This window comes from Psychrobacter sp. NPDC078631, from assembly GCF_050268165.1.
In the GTDB taxonomy this organism is placed as follows: domain Bacteria; phylum Pseudomonadota; class Gammaproteobacteria; order Pseudomonadales; family Moraxellaceae; genus Psychrobacter.
The window spans coordinates 286736-309783 of record NZ_JBNNGG010000003.1 but is presented as its reverse complement, the minus strand read 5'-3'; the positions used below and the strand labels follow the sequence as shown (position 1 = coordinate 309783).

Genomic DNA, 23048 nt, shown 5'->3' with positions numbered 1-23048 from the left:
TATAACAAAAGCAAAGCACTATAATGAGCGTTGAGGGATGCTAGACGACACTATCTGTCGTATGGTATGAGGCTAAAATTTACAGAAATGATGCGATAGGTCGCTGTTGTTTTGAACCTGATAATGACTATGCTTGTCAATAGATTTAGGAGTTGTCCACAACAGATAAAAAGCTTATTTTCACTGATTGTGAAACATTATGAAGAATTAAATTATTTTAGAAATTATTTAAAATAATTTTTTATGTGTAAAAATTTAATATAAGTAACTGATTTTAAAGGTTTTATAAATTGTACAAAAAATGAACGATTTTACCTTATCCTTTAAGTTGCTTAGCTATAAAGTTGTCAAGTAGTGACTTATGCACAGGGTTATCCACAGCTTATGGGGAGAACTCTGTAAAGCCTTATAATACATAAGTTTACGTAGATTATTAGTATTAGGAATGGATTCTATATTTCGTTTCTAATCACTTTACAGGTTCTATTTTATCTATAAACAACGCTATGAGCGCTATGTTTCACAAATTATAAATCTATCTTTTTTTATGCATAATCATACTATAGGCATTAAAAGTCAGGAGTATGACTCAAGATATACATCTAAGATGTCAGTAGACATAGTTATGCATAGGATGTCTAGTATTTTTAGAGATATTTTCTACAGCCTATAGAAGGCCAAAAAAAAGCGGCTACATCAGATAGCCGCTTTGTCAAAACACTTAAAAGTAGAGCTGTATTAATCAGTCTTTGATATAGATCAAATCCCAGACGCCATGCCCACGATCGAGGCCACGACGCTCAAACTTAGTCATTGGACGAAAGTCAGGACGCTCAGTGAAATTACCTGTACCTGCTTTGTTGGTCAATCCAGCGAAACCATCCAATACTTCAACCATCCAAAATGCATAATGCTCCCAGTCAGTTGCTGTATGGAACCAGCCGCCTTGTTTTAAGCTGCGCGTAACGATGGTCATACGTTCAGGACTGACAAAACGACGCTTATAGTGACGCTTCTTTTGCCATGGATCAGGGAAGTATAGCTGAATACGGTCGATATGGTTTTCTGGTAGTTGCTTGAGCAATTGAATGGCATCACCGTTGATGATTTTTACGTTGCTCAAATCTTGGGTGCCAGCCATATACGCACATTTACCAATACCAGGCTCATGCACTTCTACACCGACAAAATTACGAGTAGGGTCAGCGGCCGCCATCTCAATAAACGAATCACCCAAGCCAAAACCAATCTCTACCGTAAGCGGTGCATCTGCGCCATTAGGGCTATCAGCGAATAACGTACGTAAGTTATCAATACCGGTAAGATCGCCATCACCAAAACTGTTATTGACCAAATACTCAGAAAACTCTGGAGCAGTTAGTGCAAGCTCAGCGTTTTTGTTCATGTGCGTACGGCGCTTCATAAACGTATTGACGATGCGGATATGCTTGTCAGAGGTCGGTTCTATCTCTTGGTTGGTGCTGTTATCGATATCGATAGGCTCGCTTGTGCTATTAAGGGTTTGCTCATCAGTAGTATCGGTACTATTGACGTTGTCATTGATATCAGAATGTTGACTCATAGGATTCGTAAGGCTTAATTAGGTGGGTGATGTTTGCTTATTATAAGTTAAATCCATACAACTGTGAACGGACAATCCTATTTTAGCGTATTTGCTGGTCAGTGCTATGGTTTCTCTATGTTACACATGGGTTTTGGCGTTATCATATAATGGTATCTTTTAAATGCTTTTTCTAAGAGTCAGTAAGTAGAGCGTGTTGCCATGTTATTTATCGAGACCGATTCACCGCCACCATTTTATCAAGAGTCGTTAACACTTACTAAACGTAAGCAGTTAGACAAGTGGTTCATAGGCAATCGTACCCAGCGTTATTATCTCAAACGCTTTGAGCAGTTTGATCAGCAAGGTTATCTGTCGCCAAAATGGCATTGGGCTGCGTTTTTTATCACTTTTCCTTGGCTGCTATATCGCAAGCGCTATATGGATGCGATTGTCTATAGTGTCGCAGGGTGGTCTTTTATCCAGCTTAATGTCGCGCTGGTGCTAGTCGCCTTTGAATTTATAGCGATGTCCTATGTACCAGATGCTTATCAGATGGCAACACGTATTGGTATTGCTGCTGTTATTTGGCTGTTTTGGTCGTTTATGGTGGCACGTTGGACGGATGCGTATTACTACCGAATGGCAAGGCGTGAGATCGCTGATGCGATAAATGATCATCCGCGAGATGAGTCAGCACAGAAGGCACATCTGCAGAGAGAAGGTGGCGTTAGCTTATTCGGACTGGCATTAGGGTTTGGTTTTTTTGCGTTTTCGCTATTGGTAATTAAGGTGCAGTTCTTACCGATTATTGCCAAGCCAAAAGCAAACGAAGTGTTGTTTGACGCTTATGATATTGCAAAGAATGCCCAAAATCGAGTGGCGTTGATTTATCAGCAGACAGGGCAGTGCCCAGTAAATTTGCCTCTGAGTACCGAGCAGCAGCAAATACGCATGCATGTCGATACTCAAGCTGCTGGCGTAACAGAAACCGACTGTGCGGTAGTGGCAACGATTCAGAACGTGACGTTTCCGATACGCTACTTAAACGAGCAGATGCTGGTCTTTTATCATATACCAGACAGTGATAACTGGGATTGCACCAGCTCATTAAATAAAAAACAAGCCCCTAAAAACTGCATAGCTGATTAGGGGCTGTATTTGACGAGTACTTGTAGGTGTTGCTAGTGTTGAGAGCTGATTCTTAGAGCTAATGCTTAGAGTCCGTTGCAGTATCATCCTTTTCTTCAACTGGTGTTGCTTGGCTCTTTAACGCTTCATAAAAATCGGTCAAATCCATTTTACGTGCTTTACCAATATCTTCGTCAAACAAGCTTTCAAGCTCAGCCATTGATGATTGCGCGGACTCAATCATGCTAGCTTCATCATCGTAGATAGCTTGTTGGCGTTCGATCAAGTCATCATCATAATCACGGAATGTTTTTACTGTTTCTCGCGCTTTTTCTGGTGAGATACCTAATAACTGTAGTGATTCACGTGACATGTCCAAAGACGACAAATAAGTCTCACGCCAAATATGCCGCACGCCAACTTCACGCAAACGATAATAGTGCTGACGGTCGCGTGCTCTTGCTAAGACAATCAGTTCAGGATAATTTTTGCGTAAATACTGGGCGGTAGTGATAGAGCGTTCTAAGTCATCGATGGCAAGAATAAACACTCGCGCTTTTTGAATACCTGCCGCTCGTAGAATTTCAGGGTTCTTTGGGTCACCATAATAGACTTGGTTACCGAATTTTCTTACAAAATCTACTCGGTTTGCAGAGCGTTCGATAGCGGTAAATTCGATATTATGCATGCGCAGTACACGGCCAATAATCTGTCCGACGCGGCCAAAGCCTGCAATAATGACCTGATGCTCATGATCGGGAATGGTATCGTATTCGCGACTCGGTTTACTCTTGGCAAATAACGGCTCACCCACTTTTTCTAATAACAAGAATGCCAGAGGTGTTAGCGCCATCGAGATGGTAACCACAAGATTGAGAGTATTAGCAAGCTCGGGGCGCAAGACGTTTTGAGCAGTGGCAACACTGAATAGGACGAAGGCAAACTCACCACCTTGGGCTAGGGTTACACCCAATCTGATACTGGTCGGCCAGCGATTGCCCGATACTTTGGCAATACCTGCAATCACTGCAAACTTGATGAACATCAATGCGAGGGCGCAGCCAATAATAAAGATGGGTTCTGCCAAAATAAGTTTGACGTCGGTAAGCATACCGACTGACATAAAGAACAGACCTAATAGCAACCCTTTAAAAGGTTCGATACTGGCCTCTAGTTCGTGACGATACTCAGAATCAGCGAGCAACACACCTGTCAAAAATGCACCCAACGCCATTGATAGGCCGATTTGACCCATCAAGATAGATACGCCCATCACGATAAATAGGGCGACCGCTGTCAGTAGTTCTGATGCACCACTGGAAGCCACAAATTTAAAGAATGGTCGAACCACATAACGGCTGGCAAAAATCAGACCGGCAAAGACAGCAAATACTTTACCAAAATAAATCAAATCGTAGCTTTGTTCACGCACCCCTGATAAGAACGGAATGACTGCTAATAGTGGAATGACCGCAATATCTTGGAATAATAAGATAGTGAAGGCTTCTCGACCATGCGTGCTTGAAAGCTGCTGTTTTTCAGTCAGTATCTGTAGTACAAACGCAGTAGAAGACAGGGCTAAACCAAAACCAACGATAAAGGCAGTATCTAGTTGTAAGGAGAAAAACTGATGTAATAGCCACATCAGTAGCGTACCAGTCAAACCGACCTGCAAACCGCCCAATACAAATATAGAGCGGCGCAATGCCCAGAGCCGCGAAGGCTGGAGCTCAAGCCCGATAATAAACAGCAGCATGACCACGCCAAACTCTGAAAAGTGCAATAGACTTTCAGCGTCGCCTGCCACATCCAAGCCACTTGGGCCCAATATGAGTCCAGTGATGAGGTAGCCTAAAACCGTTGCAATGCCGAAGCGTTTACCGAGAGGCACAAAGAGCAATGCTGCTCCCAAAAAAATAGTGGCTTGCAACATGAGATTTGGTGAGCCGGCGGCGGCAGCAAACATTTGGGCTCCTTAAAAATTTGAATAAAATATACAATATAAAATGAACGTGACTAAAATCAGTATGGCTAAAACGATATCGCGCTAGTATCTATTATTTTTTGCGATAAATTTTCCACACACCATTGTCTGCAAGCGGATTGTTATAAGCATCGTTGCGGCGTTTGCGCGGTGTCTGGCGACTATCTACAATCTTAAAGTCAGGCAGGGCATGTACAATCAGACCAGTACGATAAAAGCGTACCCGCTCAGGTTCTAGCATCTCGCCCTTACTATCACGACAAAAAACATAAGCACGCAGATCGATAAATTCACGGTGCGCTACCAGTCGCGCTTCCTCGTCATTTTCTAGCACTGCTGTCATGCGCTCAATTTCATCATCCGTATATTGACCACATTTATCAGTCAGGGCGCCTACTGATCCAAAGCTTTTAGATTCTTTAGCGCGTGTCTTAGTTAAATGTAGACGCTGAACGTGATAGATGAATTGTGGTATTTCAAGGCTGGCAGGGAGCGGTAGATAGTCAGGTGGCATATTGGCCGCTGGATAAAAGTCCTTTGCACGCTCAAGTAGATTTTGCCAACGTTGCTGATAGGTTTGGACTTCGGCTAAGTTGCCTTCATAAATAGGCATATCACGGATTTGGCGCAAAATATCAGGTGGAAACTGTTCATTACGAAAGTTTGCAATGTCTTCTTGCAGCGTTGATAACAAAACTTTGGCGTGTTTTTTGCCATCTTTTGATGCAGGATCATCGATATAGTCTGGGGCGACAAAGGGTGCTGAGCGTCTAGACATAGTGTTGTATCATCAATAGATAGAGTGAAAATACCAAAAAGTATGATTATAAAAATTAACTGGGGTGCTAAACAAAACTTTATAATAGTTATTATAACCACATAAGCCGATTCGGACTTAATTTTTTTGAATGGAATAAAATAAAAGATTGTCGCAAGTCACGACTGCTTTAATGTGATCTAGATTCTAGTTTTAATTCCATGTAACTTTTAGTATGAGCCAGTATCAGATGCCTATATTTGTATTTTCTAGGACGTGTTTCAAGTTACTGACTTCTTTATTCAGTCACTTAGCTGATAATTTATCGTTAATGGTTATGACCAATATGACTATTACCATCAGGTAGCTGTCCCGAAATATCACAGACCAATGCATCGCTATGTGCAATATTCTGCGGGTGAGACGAGCTTTCGACCTGAATAGTAGCATGATGAATACCAAGCTCTAGCAGTCTTTGTTCTAGACTGGCAATTAGAATATTTGATTCATGGATACTCATTTCACCATCGACCACCACGTGACAAGAGAGTGCATTGAGACCGCTAGTAATACTCCAAACATGTAGGTCATGTACTTTTTGTACTTGAGCGTCTTCGAGTAATTTTTGCTCCACATCGACTAGCGATATATTGGCGGGCGTTCCTTCCATCAATATATGCACAGAATCACGTACGACGCGGTAGCCACTGATTAAAATAAGTACGGCAACGATTACTGATGCCACTGCATCTGCCCATACCCAACCAAACCCCATCATGAGTAGCGCAGCGACAATTGCAGCTACTGACCCTAATAAATCGCTCAATACATGTAAATAAGCGCTTTGCATATTGAGGTTAACGGGTTCTTCATTATTAGGTTTCTGCTCTGCGACCTTGGCATCATCCGTACCATGATTATGGCCATGTGACTTGTCACCTTGACTACCTCGGTGCATTAGCCAAGCGACCAAAATATTGATCAGCATACCGATAGTCGCCACGATAAGCATGCCTTGGGTCGCAATTTCTGGCGGTGAGTTAAAGCGTTTAATCGCTTCATAAAAAATCATCAAAGCGATTATGACAAGTGTCGCGCCATTTACTGTAGCGACTAATATCTCAAAGCGCTTGTAACCAAAGGTTTTCTGGTGAGTAGCTGCTTTTTCGCCGATTTTAAACGCGACCAAAGTGGCACCGAGCGCTATCGCATCGCTTAGCATATGCCCTGCATCAGATAACAAGGCCAAACTACCAGTGAGCCAGCCACCAATGGCTTCGATAAACATATAACCAGTAATGATAATAAAGCTGAACAGCAAGGTACGCTGATAGCCCTTGGTATCTCGTGCTGTAGTTGTCTGTTCTAGATGCTCATCATGATCGTGATGGCCTTGGTTTTTCTGAGTGTAGTTATTTTCTTCATCTTCGCGCACGTACTTAGGCACATCCGTATTATCATGCTGCTGGCTATGATTGTGCTCGTCAGAGTTTGGATTATTTGGATTCATAATAATACTCAAATTCGCTGATAGTTGCGTTCGATAGATGATGTTTACTGATAAGTGACGTTTACTAATAAGTGATGCTTGCTATGAGTAGAGTAGGCGTAGAGCCTTTACCGCATACCATTTGATAATTATAAATTTAACATAGCCAAGCATGAGAAGCTGTAACGACGAAGTAAATGTGATGAGAAGGGGAGCAGGAAAATACGCTATCGTGTATTAAGTTTTAGATGAGAGTTACCAACCGACAGGATCAATATCCAAAGTGAGCTTAAGGTATTTAGCGCTTGGTAGGGCGAGCACTGGCTGCCACCACTGTCCCAACACATGGTGCAATTGACGACGGTCTTTAGCCAATAGCAAAAGCTGTGCATGGTAGCGGCTATTCTTTTTACTCATGGGCGCATCAATAGGACCGAGAACAGCGAGGTTATGGGCATTAGGCAAGTGCGCAATAGCATCCTTGAGCGCTTGAGTAGTTGCTGCCAATGTTTTGCCTTCACAGCGTATCAATGCAGCATGTCGATAAGGAGGTAAGCCCATCATTTGACGCTCTTGCAGTAGCTCGCGCGCAAATGACAAGTAGCCATCTTTGACCAGTTTTAATAGTAATTCGTTATCAGGCTGCAACGTTTGAATCAATACGCGGCCAGCTTTGTCACCTCGACCAGCACGGCCAGCCACCTGAATCATGAGCTGTGCGGTATGTTCTGGTGAGCGGAAGTCTGCTGATAAAAATCCGCGATCGGCATTGGGTAAGCAAACCAATGTAACGTTGGGGAAGTGATGACCTTTGGCAACCATCTGTGTACCGACCAATATGGCAGGGTTGCCTTTATTAATTTGCTCGTAAATGTTTCCCCAGCTGTCTTTGCGTCTTGTGGTATCACGGTCTATCTGAATAATCGGATAGAGCTCTTTGCTAGTTTGAGGGTTAGCAAAGATTGCATGTAGATTTTCACTGAGCCTTGTCGTTCCCATACCTTTGGCATCCAGATTTTGACTGCCACAATCAGGGCATACGGTAGGGATATAGGCTTGCCAATCGCAATGATGGCATTTTAAGTAAGAGTTACTTGAATAACTGTTTCGCTGGGATTGGCTATTATAGTGAACGGTCAGGTGAGCGTCACAGCGCGGACAATCTGCTTGCCAGCCACAAGCCTCGCACAATAGAACAGGCGCATAGCCACGACGATTCAAAAATATTAATACCTGATCACCAGCTTCTAGAGTTTGCCGTATCGCCCCGATCATGGCATCCGTCAGACCTGTATCATAGCGTGCACCGTCATCTTGTGCTTGTTGATGAGTACTTTGCAAGCGAGCATCGATCAGCTGCATGGTTGCAGGCTTGGCATTACCTGGACGAGTAAGCAGTTGGTATTCTGATAGTTTGCCATCATCGACCAGTTTTAAATGCTCAAGAGAAGGTGTGGCAGTACCAAGTATCACTGGGATTTTGTATTGCAAACCTCGATAGAGAGCGACATCAGCGGCATGATAACGTAACGTGTCTTGTTGCTTATACGAGCCATCATGCGCCTCATCAACGACAATCAAGCCTAAGTCTGCGAAAGGATATAGCACAGCCGAACGTGTACCGATCACGATTTGTGCATGCCCCGTGCGGCAGTCTTGCCAACCTTGTAAGCGATGAGTGTTAGTCATGCCAGAATGTAATAGCACAATATGGGCGGCAAACCGACTGGCAAATCTTGCCCGCGTTTGCGGTGTGAGACCAATCTCTGGCACTAAAATAAGGACTTGTTTGCCAGCCTCTAGTACGGCTTGCATCGCTTGCAGATAAACTTCGGTTTTACCACTACCAGTAATACCGTTGAGCAGAAAACCAGTGTAAGTATCGGACTCATGGGCAGCAATAATAGCGTCGACAGCAAGTTTCTGCTCATCATTGAGATCAAGTGGCATTTTTGCCAGTTTAACTGGAGCAGGTGCTTGTTTTGGTTGAATATAGCGTTCGACTAACCCTTTATCTTCTAGCGTCTTTAAAAAGGCTCGTTGCATCCCTTCTAGTAGCAATACATCTTCACTTGCGCCATGCTGACCATGTAACTTTAGCATGTCGAACTGCTGCTTTTGTTTTTTAGCATTGGCTCGAAAATCATCATCAGTGATATGAGGCAAAATTCGCCAATGGGTAATCAGCAAGTCTAATGGTTTGCCTTGACGGACAAGGCTTGGCAGGATAACTGCTAACACGTCGCCAAGCGGATAGTGGTAATAGCGGGCCAACCAGTAAGCAAGCTTGAGCATGCCAGCGTCCAAAATAGGCTCAGCATCTAGACATTTATTGATGGGTTTGATTTTATTAACAGGTACGTTGCTATCGTCTTGTGAAATATGAGCAATCACAATGCCAATCAGAGTCTGACGACCAAACGAAACCTCAACACGGCTGCCAATTTGCGGTATCGCACTGTTTGGCAAAGCAAGCATATCAGCTGGTAGGCTATAGTCAAATACCCGATAAAGGGGAACGGGCAGAGCAACTTGTACCAACATAAACGGTTTCGCAGTCTTATTAGGTGAATATGAGATCAGAATAATAGAACGGAGACCAATAAGCTTAGCATGATGCTAAGCTTATGGTGATATGACTTATAGGCTGTTGCTAAAATTAGCGCTTAATAATGAAGCTTAATAATGAGCACCTAATATTAAGCATCAAATATCATCTTATTCGATATAAAGAATAGACTCAATTTCTACCACGCCACCTTTAGGTAGAGCAGCTACTTGGACGGCAGCACGGGCAGGGTATGGCTCGCTTAGATTGGCGACAAACACTTCGTTCAAGACAGCAAAATCACTTAAATCCGTCAAAGATACATTGAATTTGACCACGTCATTTAGACTGCCACCAGCTGCTTCACAGATAGCTTTGATGTTTTCAAATACTTGCTCAGCTTGTGCTTTAAAACCTTCTCTTAGCTCCATCGTGTCAGGATCAAAACCAAGCTGACCTGAGATATAAACAGTATTGCCGACTTTTACAGCTTGAGAATAGGTGCCGACTGCTGCAGGTGCTTTATCAGTTTGGATGGTTTGACGAGTCATGGGATGTCCCTTTTATATTTTATGTGATTGATTCATTGCTACTAGAATAGTAGTTCTATTTTAGCTATTTGCATCACGACTATAGCAGTGATGCAAATCAGCAAATGCGCTTATTATAATTGATATAACCGTATAATGTTAGGGAAACCTAGCAGCGAACGTAGTTCACGGATACCCTGTGCTAAGTGGTTGCGACTACGTACCACGATATGAATGATGGTATCCGTATTGCGAACATCAACGGTTTCCACACCCATATTGAGCTGGCGTAAGTGATAGATAACTTCACTGATTTGCTCGTCACTAAGCGCAATAGAGAGCTTTAAGTAAGCAGGAAAACGAATCTTGCCGCTGTTCTTTAGGTCATGCTCACCGATGTCGCCTTGTTTGACCGCATTGTCATTGCGCCAACGCAATTGGATCACCTGATAAGGATTGTCTTTACGGATATCGTCCAGTGAGAAACATTTATGACGATGAACGACCAAACCATGACGTGATAGATGCCCTACGATAGGGTCGCCATATATCGGATGACAGCAATTGGCAAAATCAAGCTCAACGCCAGCAGCATTTGCAATCAGCTGTTGCGGCTGGGTCATGTCATCGCTATGTACTTTTGCCTGTAGGTCGCTCAGCTCATCGCTAAATAAACGTGTCACGACTAGCTGAGGAAGTAGCGTACCTGAGCTTATTTGTTCAAATAACGCATCTTTTTCAGTTAGGCCGCGCCATTCAGTCAGGTCTTTCCAGTCAGCATCTGTCAAATCATCAAAACTTTTCTGATGCGTTCGGAGTGCACGATCTAATGCTTGCCTGCCATGATGTTGTTTGTCAGCGACAGATAAATCTTTAAACCAACGTAAAATCTCTTCACGAGCTTTGTTAGTCACTACAAATCCTAACCACTCCGCTTTTGGTTCTGAATGACTGTTTACTTCTATCTCAACGGATTGTCCGTTTTTTACCACAGTGCCAAGTTTTGCAGCTTTGCCATCGATATTTGCACCAACGGCAACGTTACCAATCATAGGACCGACCGCGTAGGCAAAATCTAGCGCGGTTGCACCTTGCGGAAGCTCGTAAGCACGCCCTTGAGGACTGTAACAAATGATTTTACTAGAATGCAGGTAATCCATCAGCTCATTAATAGTAGAGACTGCCGCTGAGAAATCAGGACTATTTTCATTCAGATTGTCTTCATCAACCAAATCTTTCATGTTGCGCAATGATGCTTGGATGACCGATTGACTCACATCAGATGCATGCTCTGCCCCGATGACACCAAGTCTTGCAGCGCTCTGCATTTGCTTGGTCAATATAGTGACTTTTACCACGTCATTGTCACGCTCATAGATGAGGGTGAGGGACTGGTTACCACCTGGCAGCGGACGACGAATATTATCCGCAATATGGGTATCATCAATCTGATATTTTTTGATTAAGTAATAGGCGAGCTTGTCGCAGGCTTCGATATTGTCGAGGACGATTTCAAACGCGTAGTGACGCAGTAGCGCATTAATCTCACCGCGATTGCGGAAAAACTGACGATATATGACCACGCGATTGTCTAAGACTTTGACCAGACCATTAAGATCCAAGTTATTTAGCACGATACTCAAATAACGATGAATGGACTCTCTTTGAAAGTTACGTCCAAGCCCATGCTGTAGCAGTTTATCAGACAACTTGTTGTACATATCAGAGTCTAAATTGCGATAACACAATACTTCGATATAGTCAGCAATATCATTCAGACCCATTAATCGGGCAAATGGCACATAAAAATCCAAGGTTTCTTGAGCTGTGGTGCGCTGCTTCTCAGGACGTACCGCGTCAAGCGTAGACATATTATGTAGACGGTCAGCAAGCTTGATAATGAGTACACGCGGGTCGGCGAGGGTGGCGGTCAGAATTTTATGAAAGGTGGCCGCTTTATTTTGCTGCTTGTTATGTGAAGATGATTTTAGCTTGGTCACACCATCGACCAGTCTTGATACAATTTCGCCATAACGCTGCTTGATTTGCTCATCGCTAACCTCGGTATCTTCGACCGTATCATGCAGGATTGCTGCAATGATGGTATCTCGATCTAAGCGAAAACCCGCTAGTATCTCAGCGACAGCGATTGGATGCGTGATATAAGGTTCCCCTGATTTGCGCTTGTCTTTAATGTGCGCAATATCTCCGAACTCACAAGCATCAACAATATCACGGCGCTCAGCAGCAGTGAGATAACCTACCGAACGTAGTAAGTTATATTGAGCATCATCGACGAGGTGATGACTGAGTTTGGGTAGGGTTTGACTCATAAAATGATGATCCTATTTTCCATGACCTACTTGTTGGGCCACTTACCGAAGCAAATGGAGGCTAAATAATGACCTACCATACAAAACTTAAGGATGAGTACGCCATTCTCTAATTAATCGCAAATCGCTTTCAATGTCAACTGATAAGCGTGTGGGCGATGAAAAAATTTCACTCAGTGGTCTATTTTAGGGATAAATGGTGACCAAAATAGCCAATACATTATTATTACAACCAAAAAACCACAGCCTATGCTGTGGTCTCTATAGTTGATCAAGATGTGTATTTAATTTATAAAAACACGATTGGCTTTATAAAATACATCTTATCAAAACAGCTTATTAGAAGCTGTGGTCGCCTGACAATGCTAAATCTAATGAGCTAGTAGCAAAATTATGCTCTGGCTGATTTAGGATATCGCGTGTGATTTTGCCAGCGGCAATTTCACGTAGTGCCAATACTGTAGGCTTGTCGTTATCAACGTCAACCAACGGCTCGGCAATACCTTTGGCCAATTGACGGGCGCGTTTGCTTGCGACCAAAATTAGCTCAAAGCGATTATCAACATTATCCAAACAATCTTCAATCGTCACTCGTGCCATAAATAGCTACCTCGGTTGTTTTTATTAGTAACGGACCTTGCCCGCCACTCAACAAAAATAATATCAAAAATATAAAGGGGGATAGCTAAATATTATAGCATTTTTTGCCAAGTCGCGTAGTTGCTTTTTATATCTACTTACGAGATTAGCTGCTTGTGCGTAGTTTACTCTTCTACCTGAGTGTTTAGCAAGTTGCTAATCGTACGATGATAGCGCTGCTGCTGACGACCAAGTGTCTGCCTGTCGGCCACGATAATGGCTTTTAGCTCAGCTAAGGCTACATCAAAATTATCATTGATCACTACATAGTCAGCATTCACGTATTGTGCCATTTCGGTGACTGCGCCAGCTAGACGGCGCTCTATAACTTCTACAGAATCCTGCGCGCGGGTTGAGAGACGTTGACGTAATGTCGCAATGCTAGGTGGTAGAATAAAAACCATAATGGCATCGGGAAAGATATTTCTGATTTGCGTCGCGCCTTGCCAGTCAATCTCCAAAATAACGTCGATACCCGCCGCTAGCTGGGTACGTACACTTTCCTCTGACGTGCCATAATAGTTACCAAATACTTCAGCATGCTCTAGAAATAGACCCGCATTGATACCATTGGTAAAACTATCGGTATCTGTGAAATGATAGTGCTGACCGTCAATCTCGCCTGGACGCGGTGCGCGAGTGGTGTGAGAGACGCTGACAGTCAAGTCATTGGTGGTAGCAAGCAATTGCTTAACCAGTGAGGTTTTGCCAGTACCTGAAGCGGCAGTAACGATGAATAATGAACCTGTCATACAATTTATCCTAATAGAAAGTGTCTTAGTAACTCGTAAAATGTATTGTAATAAATGTGTGTTGATAAAAAGTTAAGCAGTGCCTCAGTCAAAAACAAAGACTGGAAAAAATAAAAAACGCCATCATGTATGGCGATAGAAATTATAATAGATGCATTATTATAAACTGCTTTTATACAAGTTAAAGCTGGTTTTGCAATATGTCGTAAGTATGCTGAGGTTTGCCTACAAAATATTGCTATGAGTAGACAGCTATTTTAGAGAGCGACAAAAGCAAATTATGCTAAAGTAGGGCATTGATTTCGCCCCAACTTTTGAATAAAAAATTCAAAAATACGTTTTAACTATAAATTATCCAATGATAGGTCTTTTTATGCAAATTTATCTTGCCAATCCCCGTGGATTTTGTGCTGGTGTGGACCGTGCAATTGCGATTGTTAATGAAGCATTGACACGTTTTGAGCCGCCTATTTATGTCCGTCACGAAGTTGTGCATAATAAGTTTGTGGTGTCAGACTTGGCCAATCGTGGTGCGGTGTTTGTTGAAGAGCTTCACGAAGTGCCAGACGGCTCTATCGTTATTTTCTCCGCTCATGGGGTCTCTAAAGCAGTCGAAGATGAGGCTGAGCGTCGTGATTTGACGGTGTTTGATGCAACATGCCCGCTGGTAACTAAAGTACACATCGAAGTAGCAAAGTTTGCGCAAGATGGAATGGATGCAGTGTTAATAGGACATGCAGGACACCCAGAAGTCGAAGGCACTATGGGGCGTTTCAACCGTCGCCATGGTGGGCAGATTCATCTGGTCGAAGATGAAGGTGATGTGGCCGCATTGACTGTACAAGATGCTGAACGCTTGGCATTTGTGACTCAGACAACCTTGTCGATGGATGATACTGCGCGCGTCATCGATGCGCTGCGTGAAAAATTTCCTAGTATCCAAGGCCCTCGCAAAGATGACATTTGCTATGCCACTCAAAACCGCCAAGATGCGGTAAAAGATTTGGCCAGTCGCTGTGAAGTCGTACTAGTGGTCGGTTCGCCAAACTCATCAAACTCTAATCGCTTACGTGAGCTGGCTGAGCGTATGAATTGCCGTGCTTATTTGATTGATAATGCCAGTGAGATGGACAAGCGTTGGTTAGATGGTGTGCAGAGTATAGGCGTGACCGCTGGTGCATCCGCGCCTGAAGTGTTGATCCAAGAAGTATTGCAACAGCTGCAAGATTGGGGTGGTGATCTGCCTAGTGAGCTATCTGGTATTGAAGAAAATGTGACGTTTAGTCTGCCGAAAGCGCTGCGGATTCCTGTTACTCAGGTTGGTAAATAATTAGTGTTTGTATTTATATTTGTATGAACCATCATTGATATGGATAAGGTCGCATGAAAGAACCAAAAGCCAGATTTGTATTGGCAGAGGCCACGCTCGCTGAAGTCAACAAGCAACTAAAACTCAATATGCTAGTGATGGCAGCAGTGGTTTTCGTATTGTTTATGAATATCATGAAGTTTATGGCAGAAAAAAGCTTTTTCTACGCGATGCTCGCAGTAGTCATGATCTGTTTATTGTTTTTCATACAGAAAGCGCGCCGTATTCTCACGCTAAGAAAACAAGAGCTTATCCATAAATAAAAAATACAAGCATAAATAAAAAATACAGATGAAAGTGCCAAATATAGGATAGCTATGACTGCTTATTACAAATTTATTAAACGAGAATTACAAGAAGACGGTGTTAGTGTAGCGCATTATCAGCCAACCAAGCATGCACAAGGTGCTTGGAATGAGCATGAGCAGCACATGGCACCAGCAACAGGCCTATTAACAGCTGAGATCAACAGCTTCGCGCCACAACCTAATACTCGTATCGCACGTGTGAGCCTCGATATCTTGGGGCTAATACCGCTTGACGATTTTACTATCACTACTCGCTGTATCCGACCGGGTAAGACTATTGAGCTGGTCGAAGCGGTCATGAGTAGCCGTGGTCGCGATGCTATCATTGCAAGAGCGTGGCGACTGATTACTCAAGATACCAGTGAGATTGCTGGACTTGAAGATCAACCAGCAGAATACAAACCTGAAGAGTTGCCAGTTTGGGAAGGTATGAAAGGCTGGCCGGGCGGTTTTATTGAAAGCGTACGTCTAGTAGCGACAGAAGAACGTCGTTCTGGTCGCGGTATGGTATGGATTACCAATGATCTCGACATGATTGAAGGCGAGCCGACTGATGACTTGGTTCATCTGTTAGGTATGGTCGATACTGCCAATGGTGTTGTACCAAGATTGGGTCTTGGTTTATCTAAGTTAGAGTGGATGTTTCCCAATACTGATTTGCAAATCCATATGCATCGCTCGCCAAAAGGTCGCTGGCTCGGTATCGAGGCTGTACAACAATATGGCGACGATGGTATCGGACTGACCAGTGCGGTATTGCACGATATACATGGGCCTTTTGGTCGTAGTGAGCAAATCCTTACTATTCGTCCGATGCCACGTTAAAAGGCTAAGAGTCAGTCATTTTATAGTTTTGAAAAATAAAATGATACGTTGTAATCAATTAATTATACAAATGTTGGAGAAATGGTTTTAATAGTAGCTAACAAGACAATATTACTAAAAACATAATATTACTAACAAGCCGATATTAATCGACATAGAGGTTACTATGAAAACCCATACTCAATTTTCAAAAAAGCTGACGACTCTTTGGGATATATTGATAGAAGCATATTCAGAATAGTTGCTGTTGTTTGCGCGTTGATTGCTATGTCAGAAAATAACTGAGCAATTAAATAATCAAGTAAGTAAAAACCAAGCAAACAAATAACTGATACCAGAACACCGCCTTGATAAACAAGCGCGGTGTTTTTTATGGAATAAAGCTTTTGAGCTTGAATTTTTTCTCAATGCCCCTATTAGTATAGACAGTTTAACGGTATTGCATACGGCAGGTTCTCTAACATTATGAGAGCGGCTTTAGTGAGTATATCGTTATCTGATAATAGGTCTTTCATAGAATTTAAAGGAGTTTTTATGAGTGAAGCAACTCAAGCTGAAGGTCTGAATCCAGAATTAAAAAAACATACGTTTGAAGCGGAAGTGGCGCAATTACTGCATTTGGTAACGCATTCACTATATTCTAACGCTGATATTTTTGTCCGCGAGTTGGTATCTAATGCGTCGGATGCTTGTGACAAGTTGCGCTTTGAAGGCACAAATGATGATAGCCTTTATGAAGATGATGGCGAATTAAAAATCCGCATCGCTGTTGACGAAGCCGCCAAAACTATTACCTTTACCGACAATGGTATTGGTATGAACGAAGCCGATGCAATCGAAAACTTAGGTACGATTGCTAAATCAGGCACCAAAGCATTTTTGGATAAATTGTCTGAATCACAAAAACAAGATGGTCAATTGATTGGTCAATTCGGTGTTGGTTTTTACTCAGGTTTTATTGTGGCCGATACCATCAGTGTTGAATCACGTAAAGCGGGCGAGACTGCGGATAAAGGCGTGCGCTGGGTATCAGATGGTACTGGTAGCTTTACTGTTGAGCCTATTACCAAAGACACGCGCGGTACAGCGATTACTTTGCATCTAAAAGAAGAGTATAGCGAAGGCGAAGATAACTACTTAGATCGCAGCAAAATCAAGCGCTTGGTTAATAAATACTCTGACCATATCAGTTTGCCGATTCAAATGCGTAAAGAGATCTGGCAAGAAGATGTAAAAGAAGACGAAAACGACGATACGCCTGCTAGTGGCCAGATGGTACTCACTGATGAGTGGGAAACCATAAACAAGGCCAGTGCACTATGGACCCGCTCAAGCTCTGAAATTGAAGATGATGAGTATGTTGATTTTTATAAGAATATTTCTTATGACATGGATGCGCCGCTTACTTGGACGCATAACCGTGTAGAGGGTCGCGTACAGTATACGCAGCTATTATATATCCCTAAAAAAGCGCCAGTCGATCTATACACTCGTGAGCAGCAGCATGGTCTAAAGCTATATGTGAAGCGCGTCTTTATCATGGACGAAGCTGAGCAATTGCTACCGATGTATTTGCGTTTCGTGAAAGGTGTCATCGATTCAGCAGACTTGCCATTGAACGTTAGCCGTGAGCTACTACAAGAGTCACGTGATGTAAAATCTATCCGTGATGGTAACGCTCGCCGTATCTTAACCTTACTCGCAAGCCTTGCGAATAGCGAAGACAGTGACAAGCAAGAGAAATTTGCCCAGTTCTATGCAGAGTTTGGTGATGTTATCAAAGAAGGTTTAGGCGAAGACGCAGGCAATCAAGAACGTATTGCTAAGCTATTGCGTTATGCAACTAGCACCCAAGACGGCCTAGTGACGAGCTTTGAAGACTATAAAGGTCGTATGAAGGATGGCCAAAAAGCCATCTACTACCTCACCGCTGATAATCTAGCCGCTGCGAAAAACAGCCCGCAACTTGAGTTATTCAAGAAAAAAGGCATCGAAGTTATCTTGATGACCAGCCGTGTTGATGAATGGGCAATGAACTTCTTGACCTCGTTCGATGAGACACCGCTGCAAAACATCGCCAAAGGCGCCGTAGACCTAGGCGACTTGCAAGATGAAGCAGAAAAAGCGGAAGCGGAGAAAGCACAAGAAACGCTAAAGCCTGTTGTTGATAAACTAAAAGCTGCGTTGGGCGAGCGTGCCAAAGACGTCAAAGTATCGACTCGTTTGGTTGATAGTCCAGCTTGCTTGGTTGTTGGTGAAGGTGAGCTATCACCACAAATGATTCAGATGCTACAGCAAATGGGTCAGGACGTACCAGCAAGTAAGCCAACGCTAGAAGTAAACCCTGATCATCCACTCATTAAGAAGCTTGAGAGCAGTGAGCAATTTGATGATCTGGCGCAAGTTATTTTTGATCAGGCATTGTTAGCAGATGGCGGTCAGCTAGACGATCCAGCCGCTTACCTAAAACGCGTCAATGAACTATTGATGAGATAATGTTTAGTAATGAGTAAAAAAAGGAGGCTTTATATAAGAAGCCTCCTTTTTTATTTGAATTTTTAGCCAAATTTGAGTGAATTTTACAAATCAGCCTTATCCTCTTAACCGACAATCCGTTACAATCGCGATAGATTAGCGAGCTAAAATATTAGGCAATGCTAGTCATCTTCTATAATCACTCCATCGTGAATTCAATATAAATCGATGTCTGCATGCTGTACAAAAAATCGTCAACTGATTGCACCGCGCGGCTGTTACATTAAGATAATTATCATTGAGTCATTTTATTTTTCTCGACTGGCTAGAGGTCTAAGTCTTTGTCACTTACGTCGTTAAAAACCGTCTCGCTTCAGCGTTTTTCGCTCAATTTCGCTGCCAATATTATTGCAACCTTGTGGATGCTAGTGGGCTCAACACGGGCTTTTTCTTGGGTTAAACCTACTTTTGTACAGTTTGCCGTATTTGCACTATTGGCGCTTGGTAGTAATGTCTTGTTTTCATGGTTAGCTGCTGAAAGTGGCAGCATATTTAATGAGCAAGGATTGGTCAGTTATTTGATCTGGCCGATGATTATTTTGCTTGGTGGTATTATTTTGGCTCGGCGAGCGAGCAACCAAGCATTGGTATTTGTACCAGTAGTATTGTGGTTGGTCGCTGATACATTATCAGCCCTATTACAGAGCTTGGTGCAGTTTTTTGGCAGCTACGGTTGGTTGCCAAATTGGAGTTATTCGTTCTTACCAGTACTGTTTTTAATATTATTCTTATGGCAAACGCTAGCGTTACTTTGGATTTTCTCCCGTCGTCTGCGTATACCATGGTGGGAGCGCATCATTGTATTGGTTGGCGCGGTAGCGTTGCTGACTATCTGGCAGCGTAATGTTGCTGATCAGCCAATCTTTAAGCAAATACCTGTAGAGCCTGTACTAGAAGAGGCGGCACTATATCAGCAGCCGCGCTTATTACAGCAAGCATTGGATAGTATAGACCCGAGTATCGATGGCAAAACCGACTGGTACTTTATGGGAGTGGCAGGATTCTCTGATCAAAACGTCTTCCGCTCTGAGATTAACAAGGTGCGCGAGTTGTTTGATGTGCGCTTTGGTACTAGCGGGCATTCACTATCGCTGATTAACAATACTTATAGCTGGTTAGACGAACCAATCGCTACTAAGACCAGCATTTTGCGCGGTCTAAAGAAAATCGGTCAGCAGATGAATGCTGATGAAGATGTGTTGTTCCTGACGTTGTCTTCACATGGTAACCAAGATATCGTTCAGTTGGCAAATCCGCCGCTTGCGATGGATAATTTAGATGCCACATGGTTGCGTGACGCGCTAGACGCATCTGGTATCCGCTGGCGTGTGATTGTGGTGTCTGCCTGCTACTCAGGTTCGTTTATTGATGAATTGGCATCGCCAACCACGGTAGTGATTACTGCATCAGCCGCTGACAAAGCATCGTTTGGCTGCACCAACACAGCTGAGATGACCTATTTTGGCCAAGCGTTCTTTGCTGAAAGTCTACGAGGGAATACCAGTTTTGAGTCGGCTTTTAAGGATGCCAGTATACGGGTCAATGAGCGTGAGAGCGCAATGGGCTTTGAGCCATCAGAGCCGCAAATGGTTATTGGTAGTTTGATGGAAACCGCCTTACCTGCGTTTGAGCAAGTATTGTTTGATAAGGCACGCCCATCCGTTGCTAGTATTACAAATAATGCTACTTCTACAACGGTTAATATTTTACCTGACAGTGCTACTAATCTATCGGTAGACGAAGTAGAGATAGCTGCTAAATAGCTGAATACATACAAAGTATGATCTAGCATTTTATAAATGCCAATATCAGATTTACTATTAGATGATGAGTATTTATTAAACATCGTCATTGGTTCTATTTTGAATAAAAGGATATCACTCATGAAAAATTCCTATAGTCATAGTTTATCTACCAATAAACAGCTTACCCAAAAAAGCGTGAATCGCTGTTTTAATGGTGAGCAACATTATTATAGCCACGAGTCGACATCTACCAAAACCTCTATGACGTTTAGCATTTATCTACCTGATGAAGCCTTGGCTGGACGACGTTGTCCTGCGATACTGTACCTATCAGGTTTGACGTGTAATGCTGATAATGTCACCCATAAGGCGCATTTTCAGCAAAAATGTAGCGAGCTTGGTATGATACTTATCGCACCTGATACATCACCTAGAAGTAGTGAAGACAGCGATGTACCAAACGACGATCGCTATTTTGTCGGTCAAGGTGCAAGCTATTATGTTGACGCGACCCAAGCGCCTTGGTCAGACAACTTCAACATGCAAAGCTACATCGTCGATGAGCTATATGACTTACTACGTTCAGAGTTTCCCATTCACAGCATCGGTGTCACAGGACACTCAATGGGTGGTCATGGCGCGTTATTGCTAGGGTTTAAGTTCCCAAGTAAGTTTGTCAGCGTATCGGCTTTATCGCCAGTATGTGCGGCAAGTGAGTCTGCATGGGGGCAAGCTGCCTATACAGAGTATTTCGGTGATGATAAGTCTCTATGGGCACAAGCGGACGCCTCACAGATGATCGAAAAGGTTGGCCAGCAGTATTCGAGCATTTTGGTTGATCAAGGCGCAGCTGATAACTTCTTAGCAGAAGGGCAGCTACAGACATCTAAACTACAAGATGCTTGTGCAAAAGCCAAACAGCCCTTAACATTACGCTATCAAGCGGGGCATGACCACAGCTATTATTTTATCCAAACGGTGATTAATGATCATATCGAACATCATTGGCATATGGCTCAAATGAGCTAAGTTGTCATTCAGATGATCGTGATACATTTTTCGATATTCCATTCATGCTCAGAAGGTGATTTTTATGGCAAGTTATCAAGATTTGACAGCTTCTAATTCGAAGAATAAGTCAGTAGATACGAGCTCTACAAAAGCGACTATGCAAGCTGATATGGATGCTGCTCTACAAAAAAAACAACGTAACATTGATTATAGTGATGAAGTGTCTCAAGTTAAGTCAGACGACCTGATTGCAAAAACCGTCAACGACGTTGGCGATAGAGTACTTGATGATGTGCAAATATCTCGTGTGATAGAGATGGCATGGGAAGATAGAACGCCATTCGGTGCCATAGAGCATAGCTATGGTCTCGATGAGACTGGGGTTATTAAACTCATGCGCCAAGAGCTAAAGCCGTCATCTTTTCGCTTATGGCGTCAGAGAGTGAGCAATCGTGCTACCAAGCATGAGGCAAAGCGCTCCTTTGAAGTTGGCCGTGCTTATTGCAAAACTCAATATAAGCAGCGTTAGATAATTAAGTATTTAACATCAGTGCATAAAGGGCTTGCAATATATGTGAGCCAATTAAGATTTTCTTTTTAATTTATCAATATCTTATATAAACATGAATTAGGTAGCTCAATTATGAACAGTCCTGCTAAACCTTATCTTATTGCACCGTCGATACTCTCAGCTGATTTCGCGCGGTTGGGCGAAGAAGTGGAGAAGGTACTAGAATCGGGTGCCGATGTGATTCATTTTGATGTAATGGACAATCATTACGTACCCAATTTGACATTTGGTAGCATGATTTGTAAGGCATTGCGTGACTATGGTGTTGAAGCGCCAATTGATGTGCATCTTATGGTTTCACCTGTCGATAGTATGATTGAGCAGTTTTTGGAAGCGGGTGCTAGTATCATTACCTTCCATCCTGAAGCCAGCGCTCATATCGATCGCTCACTTCAGTTGATCAAAGATGGCGGTGCAGAGTGCGGTTTGGTATTGAACCCAGCGACCCCGCTGCATTATCTTGATTATGTCATGGATAAAGTAGATCAGATTTTATTAATGAGTGTGAACCCGGGCTACGGTGGACAGTCGTTTATCGATAGTACTTTAGATAAAGTTCGTCAGGTACGTCAGCGTATTATTACTAGTGGTCGAGATATTCGATTGGAAGTTGATGGCGGTATCAAAGCCAGTAATATACGTGCGATTGCTGAAGCAGGCGCTGATATGTTCGTTGCGGGTTCTGCAATCTTCAATCAAGAAGACTATAAAGCGGCTATCGATGAGATGCGCGCAGAGTTGCTATTAGCCAACAACAGCTAGCGAGTGTTGTATGGTTAATAAACGCTATTAGCCATACAATAATAATATTAGAATGTGCTGTATAACTTATGACTATATAGTTAATCCGATATAAAAGAGCTACAGCGTTAACTTCGCTTGAAGTATTACAATTACATCTGCACTCAGTTGCCTTGTCTCTCTTTTAAATTGAATCAACTCTATATAACGGTCAGTCAC

Annotated in this window: 18 protein-coding genes; 9 read left to right on the top strand and 9 right to left on the bottom strand. The window is 42.9% G+C overall.

Translation table 11 applies throughout. From position 1 onward, the window contains the following. Positions 1 to 742: 742 nt before the first annotated feature. Positions 743 to 1582: a tRNA (guanosine(46)-N7)-methyltransferase TrmB gene (gene trmB, locus ACQKCP_RS10085; protein ID WP_427612229.1), complete on the bottom strand. Its 840-nt coding sequence runs from the start codon at positions 1580 to 1582 to the stop codon at positions 743 to 745. 201 nt (positions 1583 to 1783) lie between these two features. Here trmB and ACQKCP_RS10080 point away from each other — a divergent pair, with 201 nt between their 5' ends. Then, positions 1784 to 2713: a DUF2628 domain-containing protein gene (locus ACQKCP_RS10080; RefSeq protein ID WP_427612228.1), complete on the top strand. Its 930-nt coding sequence runs from the start codon at positions 1784 to 1786 to the stop codon at positions 2711 to 2713. A gap of 58 nt (positions 2714 to 2771) precedes the next feature. On the opposite strand, the gene ACQKCP_RS10075 is transcribed toward ACQKCP_RS10080, so the two are convergent. From ACQKCP_RS10075 to gmk, 8 genes are all read right to left on the bottom strand, one after another. Beyond that, positions 2772 to 4658 carry a monovalent cation:proton antiporter-2 (CPA2) family protein gene (locus ACQKCP_RS10075; RefSeq protein WP_057761405.1) on the bottom strand — a complete coding sequence of 629 codons (1887 nt, stop codon included), beginning with the start codon at positions 4656 to 4658 and terminating at the stop codon, positions 2772 to 2774. 91 nt (positions 4659 to 4749) lie between these two features. Then, positions 4750 to 5454, bottom strand: coding sequence for a hypothetical protein (locus ACQKCP_RS10070; RefSeq protein ID WP_102091894.1), 705 nt, complete (start codon positions 5452 to 5454; stop codon positions 4750 to 4752). A gap of 307 nt (positions 5455 to 5761) precedes the next feature. After that, a complete protein-coding gene (locus ACQKCP_RS10065) occupies positions 5762 to 6943 on the bottom strand; it encodes a cation diffusion facilitator family transporter (protein WP_427612227.1) in 1182 nt (393 codons plus the stop codon). 234 nt (positions 6944 to 7177) lie between these two features. After that, entirely contained in the window at positions 7178 to 9466 is a 2289-nt protein-coding gene (locus tag ACQKCP_RS10060; RefSeq protein WP_427612226.1) for a primosomal protein N', read from the bottom strand. Positions 9467 to 9640: 174 nt separating this feature from the next. After that, positions 9641 to 10021, bottom strand: coding sequence for a RidA family protein (locus tag ACQKCP_RS10055; protein ID WP_057761400.1), 381 nt, complete (start codon positions 10019 to 10021; stop codon positions 9641 to 9643). Positions 10022 to 10134: 113 nt separating this feature from the next. After that, positions 10135 to 12333: a RelA/SpoT family protein gene (locus ACQKCP_RS10050; RefSeq protein ID WP_057761397.1), complete on the bottom strand. Its 2199-nt coding sequence runs from the start codon at positions 12331 to 12333 to the stop codon at positions 10135 to 10137. A gap of 339 nt (positions 12334 to 12672) precedes the next feature. Further along, positions 12673 to 12933, bottom strand: coding sequence for a DNA-directed RNA polymerase subunit omega (rpoZ, locus tag ACQKCP_RS10045; RefSeq protein ID WP_057761396.1), 261 nt, complete (start codon positions 12931 to 12933; stop codon positions 12673 to 12675). Positions 12934 to 13097: 164 nt separating this feature from the next. Further along, positions 13098 to 13724: a guanylate kinase gene (gmk, locus tag ACQKCP_RS10040; RefSeq protein WP_102091897.1), complete on the bottom strand. Its 627-nt coding sequence runs from the start codon at positions 13722 to 13724 to the stop codon at positions 13098 to 13100. A gap of 373 nt (positions 13725 to 14097) precedes the next feature. Here gmk and ispH point away from each other — a divergent pair, with 373 nt between their 5' ends. The 8 genes from ispH to rpe all read left to right on the top strand — a co-directional run bounded on the left by ispH (position 14098) and on the right by rpe (position 22850). Continuing rightward, positions 14098 to 15054 carry a 4-hydroxy-3-methylbut-2-enyl diphosphate reductase gene (gene ispH, locus ACQKCP_RS10035; protein ID WP_057761392.1) on the top strand — a complete coding sequence of 319 codons (957 nt, stop codon included), beginning with the start codon at positions 14098 to 14100 and terminating at the stop codon, positions 15052 to 15054. Between the two features lie 53 nt (positions 15055 to 15107). Next, positions 15108 to 15356, top strand: a complete 249-nt coding sequence (locus ACQKCP_RS10030) for a hypothetical protein (protein ID WP_057761390.1) — start codon at positions 15108 to 15110, stop codon at positions 15354 to 15356. A 54-nt stretch (positions 15357 to 15410) separates the two neighbouring features. Continuing rightward, complete coding sequence (locus ACQKCP_RS10025) at positions 15411 to 16226, top strand: thioesterase family protein (RefSeq protein WP_427612225.1); 816 nt, start codon at positions 15411 to 15413, stop codon at positions 16224 to 16226. Between the two features lie 534 nt (positions 16227 to 16760). After that, a complete protein-coding gene (gene htpG / locus ACQKCP_RS10020; protein ID WP_427612224.1) occupies positions 16761 to 18722 on the top strand; it encodes a molecular chaperone HtpG in 1962 nt (653 codons plus the stop codon). Between the two features lie 320 nt (positions 18723 to 19042). Continuing rightward, on the top strand, positions 19043 to 20524 hold the full coding sequence (locus ACQKCP_RS10015; protein ID WP_427612223.1) for a C13 family peptidase: 1482 nt from the start codon (positions 19043 to 19045) through the stop codon (positions 20522 to 20524). A gap of 120 nt (positions 20525 to 20644) precedes the next feature. Then, positions 20645 to 21535 (top strand): S-formylglutathione hydrolase, encoded by an 891-nt coding sequence (gene fghA / locus ACQKCP_RS10010; RefSeq protein ID WP_427612222.1) that lies wholly within the window; start codon positions 20645 to 20647, stop codon positions 21533 to 21535. 229 nt (positions 21536 to 21764) lie between these two features. Continuing rightward, positions 21765 to 22046 (top strand): TIGR03643 family protein, encoded by a 282-nt coding sequence (locus tag ACQKCP_RS10005; protein ID WP_427612358.1) that lies wholly within the window; start codon positions 21765 to 21767, stop codon positions 22044 to 22046. A gap of 114 nt (positions 22047 to 22160) precedes the next feature. Next, on the top strand, positions 22161 to 22850 hold the full coding sequence (rpe, locus tag ACQKCP_RS10000) for a ribulose-phosphate 3-epimerase (protein WP_057761380.1): 690 nt from the start codon (positions 22161 to 22163) through the stop codon (positions 22848 to 22850). The last annotated feature ends 198 nt before the right edge of the window (positions 22851 to 23048 follow it).

What these genes read in the sequence shown, in the direction of transcription:
- ACQKCP_RS10055 (WP_057761400.1), bottom strand. Translation starts at nt 10,021, where the DNA reads ATGACTCGTCAAACCATCCAAACTGATAAAGCACCTGCAGCAGTCGGC.
- ispH (WP_057761392.1), top strand. Translation starts at nt 14,098, where the DNA reads ATGCAAATTTATCTTGCCAATCCCCGTGGATTTTGTGCTGGTGTGGAC.
- ACQKCP_RS10050 (WP_057761397.1), bottom strand. Translation starts at nt 12,333, where the DNA reads ATGAGTCAAACCCTACCCAAACTCAGTCATCACCTCGTCGATGATGCT.
- ACQKCP_RS10070 (WP_102091894.1), bottom strand. Translation starts at nt 5,454, where the DNA reads ATGTCTAGACGCTCAGCACCCTTTGTCGCCCCAGACTATATCGATGAT.
- ACQKCP_RS10030 (WP_057761390.1), top strand. Translation starts at nt 15,108, where the DNA reads ATGAAAGAACCAAAAGCCAGATTTGTATTGGCAGAGGCCACGCTCGCT.
- fghA (WP_427612222.1), top strand. Translation starts at nt 20,645, where the DNA reads ATGAAAAATTCCTATAGTCATAGTTTATCTACCAATAAACAGCTTACC.
- ACQKCP_RS10075 (WP_057761405.1), bottom strand. Translation starts at nt 4,658, where the DNA reads ATGTTTGCTGCCGCCGCCGGCTCACCAAATCTCATGTTGCAAGCCACT.
- ACQKCP_RS10060 (WP_427612226.1), bottom strand. Translation starts at nt 9,466, where the DNA reads ATGTTGGTACAAGTTGCTCTGCCCGTTCCCCTTTATCGGGTATTTGAC.
- rpe (WP_057761380.1), top strand. Translation starts at nt 22,161, where the DNA reads ATGAACAGTCCTGCTAAACCTTATCTTATTGCACCGTCGATACTCTCA.
- rpoZ (WP_057761396.1), bottom strand. Translation starts at nt 12,933, where the DNA reads ATGGCACGAGTGACGATTGAAGATTGTTTGGATAATGTTGATAATCGC.
- ACQKCP_RS10065 (WP_427612227.1), bottom strand. Translation starts at nt 6,943, where the DNA reads ATGAATCCAAATAATCCAAACTCTGACGAGCACAATCATAGCCAGCAG.
- ACQKCP_RS10025 (WP_427612225.1), top strand. Translation starts at nt 15,411, where the DNA reads ATGACTGCTTATTACAAATTTATTAAACGAGAATTACAAGAAGACGGT.
- trmB (WP_427612229.1), bottom strand. Translation starts at nt 1,582, where the DNA reads ATGAGTCAACATTCTGATATCAATGACAACGTCAATAGTACCGATACT.
- ACQKCP_RS10080 (WP_427612228.1), top strand. Translation starts at nt 1,784, where the DNA reads ATGTTATTTATCGAGACCGATTCACCGCCACCATTTTATCAAGAGTCG.
- gmk (WP_102091897.1), bottom strand. Translation starts at nt 13,724, where the DNA reads ATGACAGGTTCATTATTCATCGTTACTGCCGCTTCAGGTACTGGCAAA.
- htpG (WP_427612224.1), top strand. Translation starts at nt 16,761, where the DNA reads ATGAGTGAAGCAACTCAAGCTGAAGGTCTGAATCCAGAATTAAAAAAA.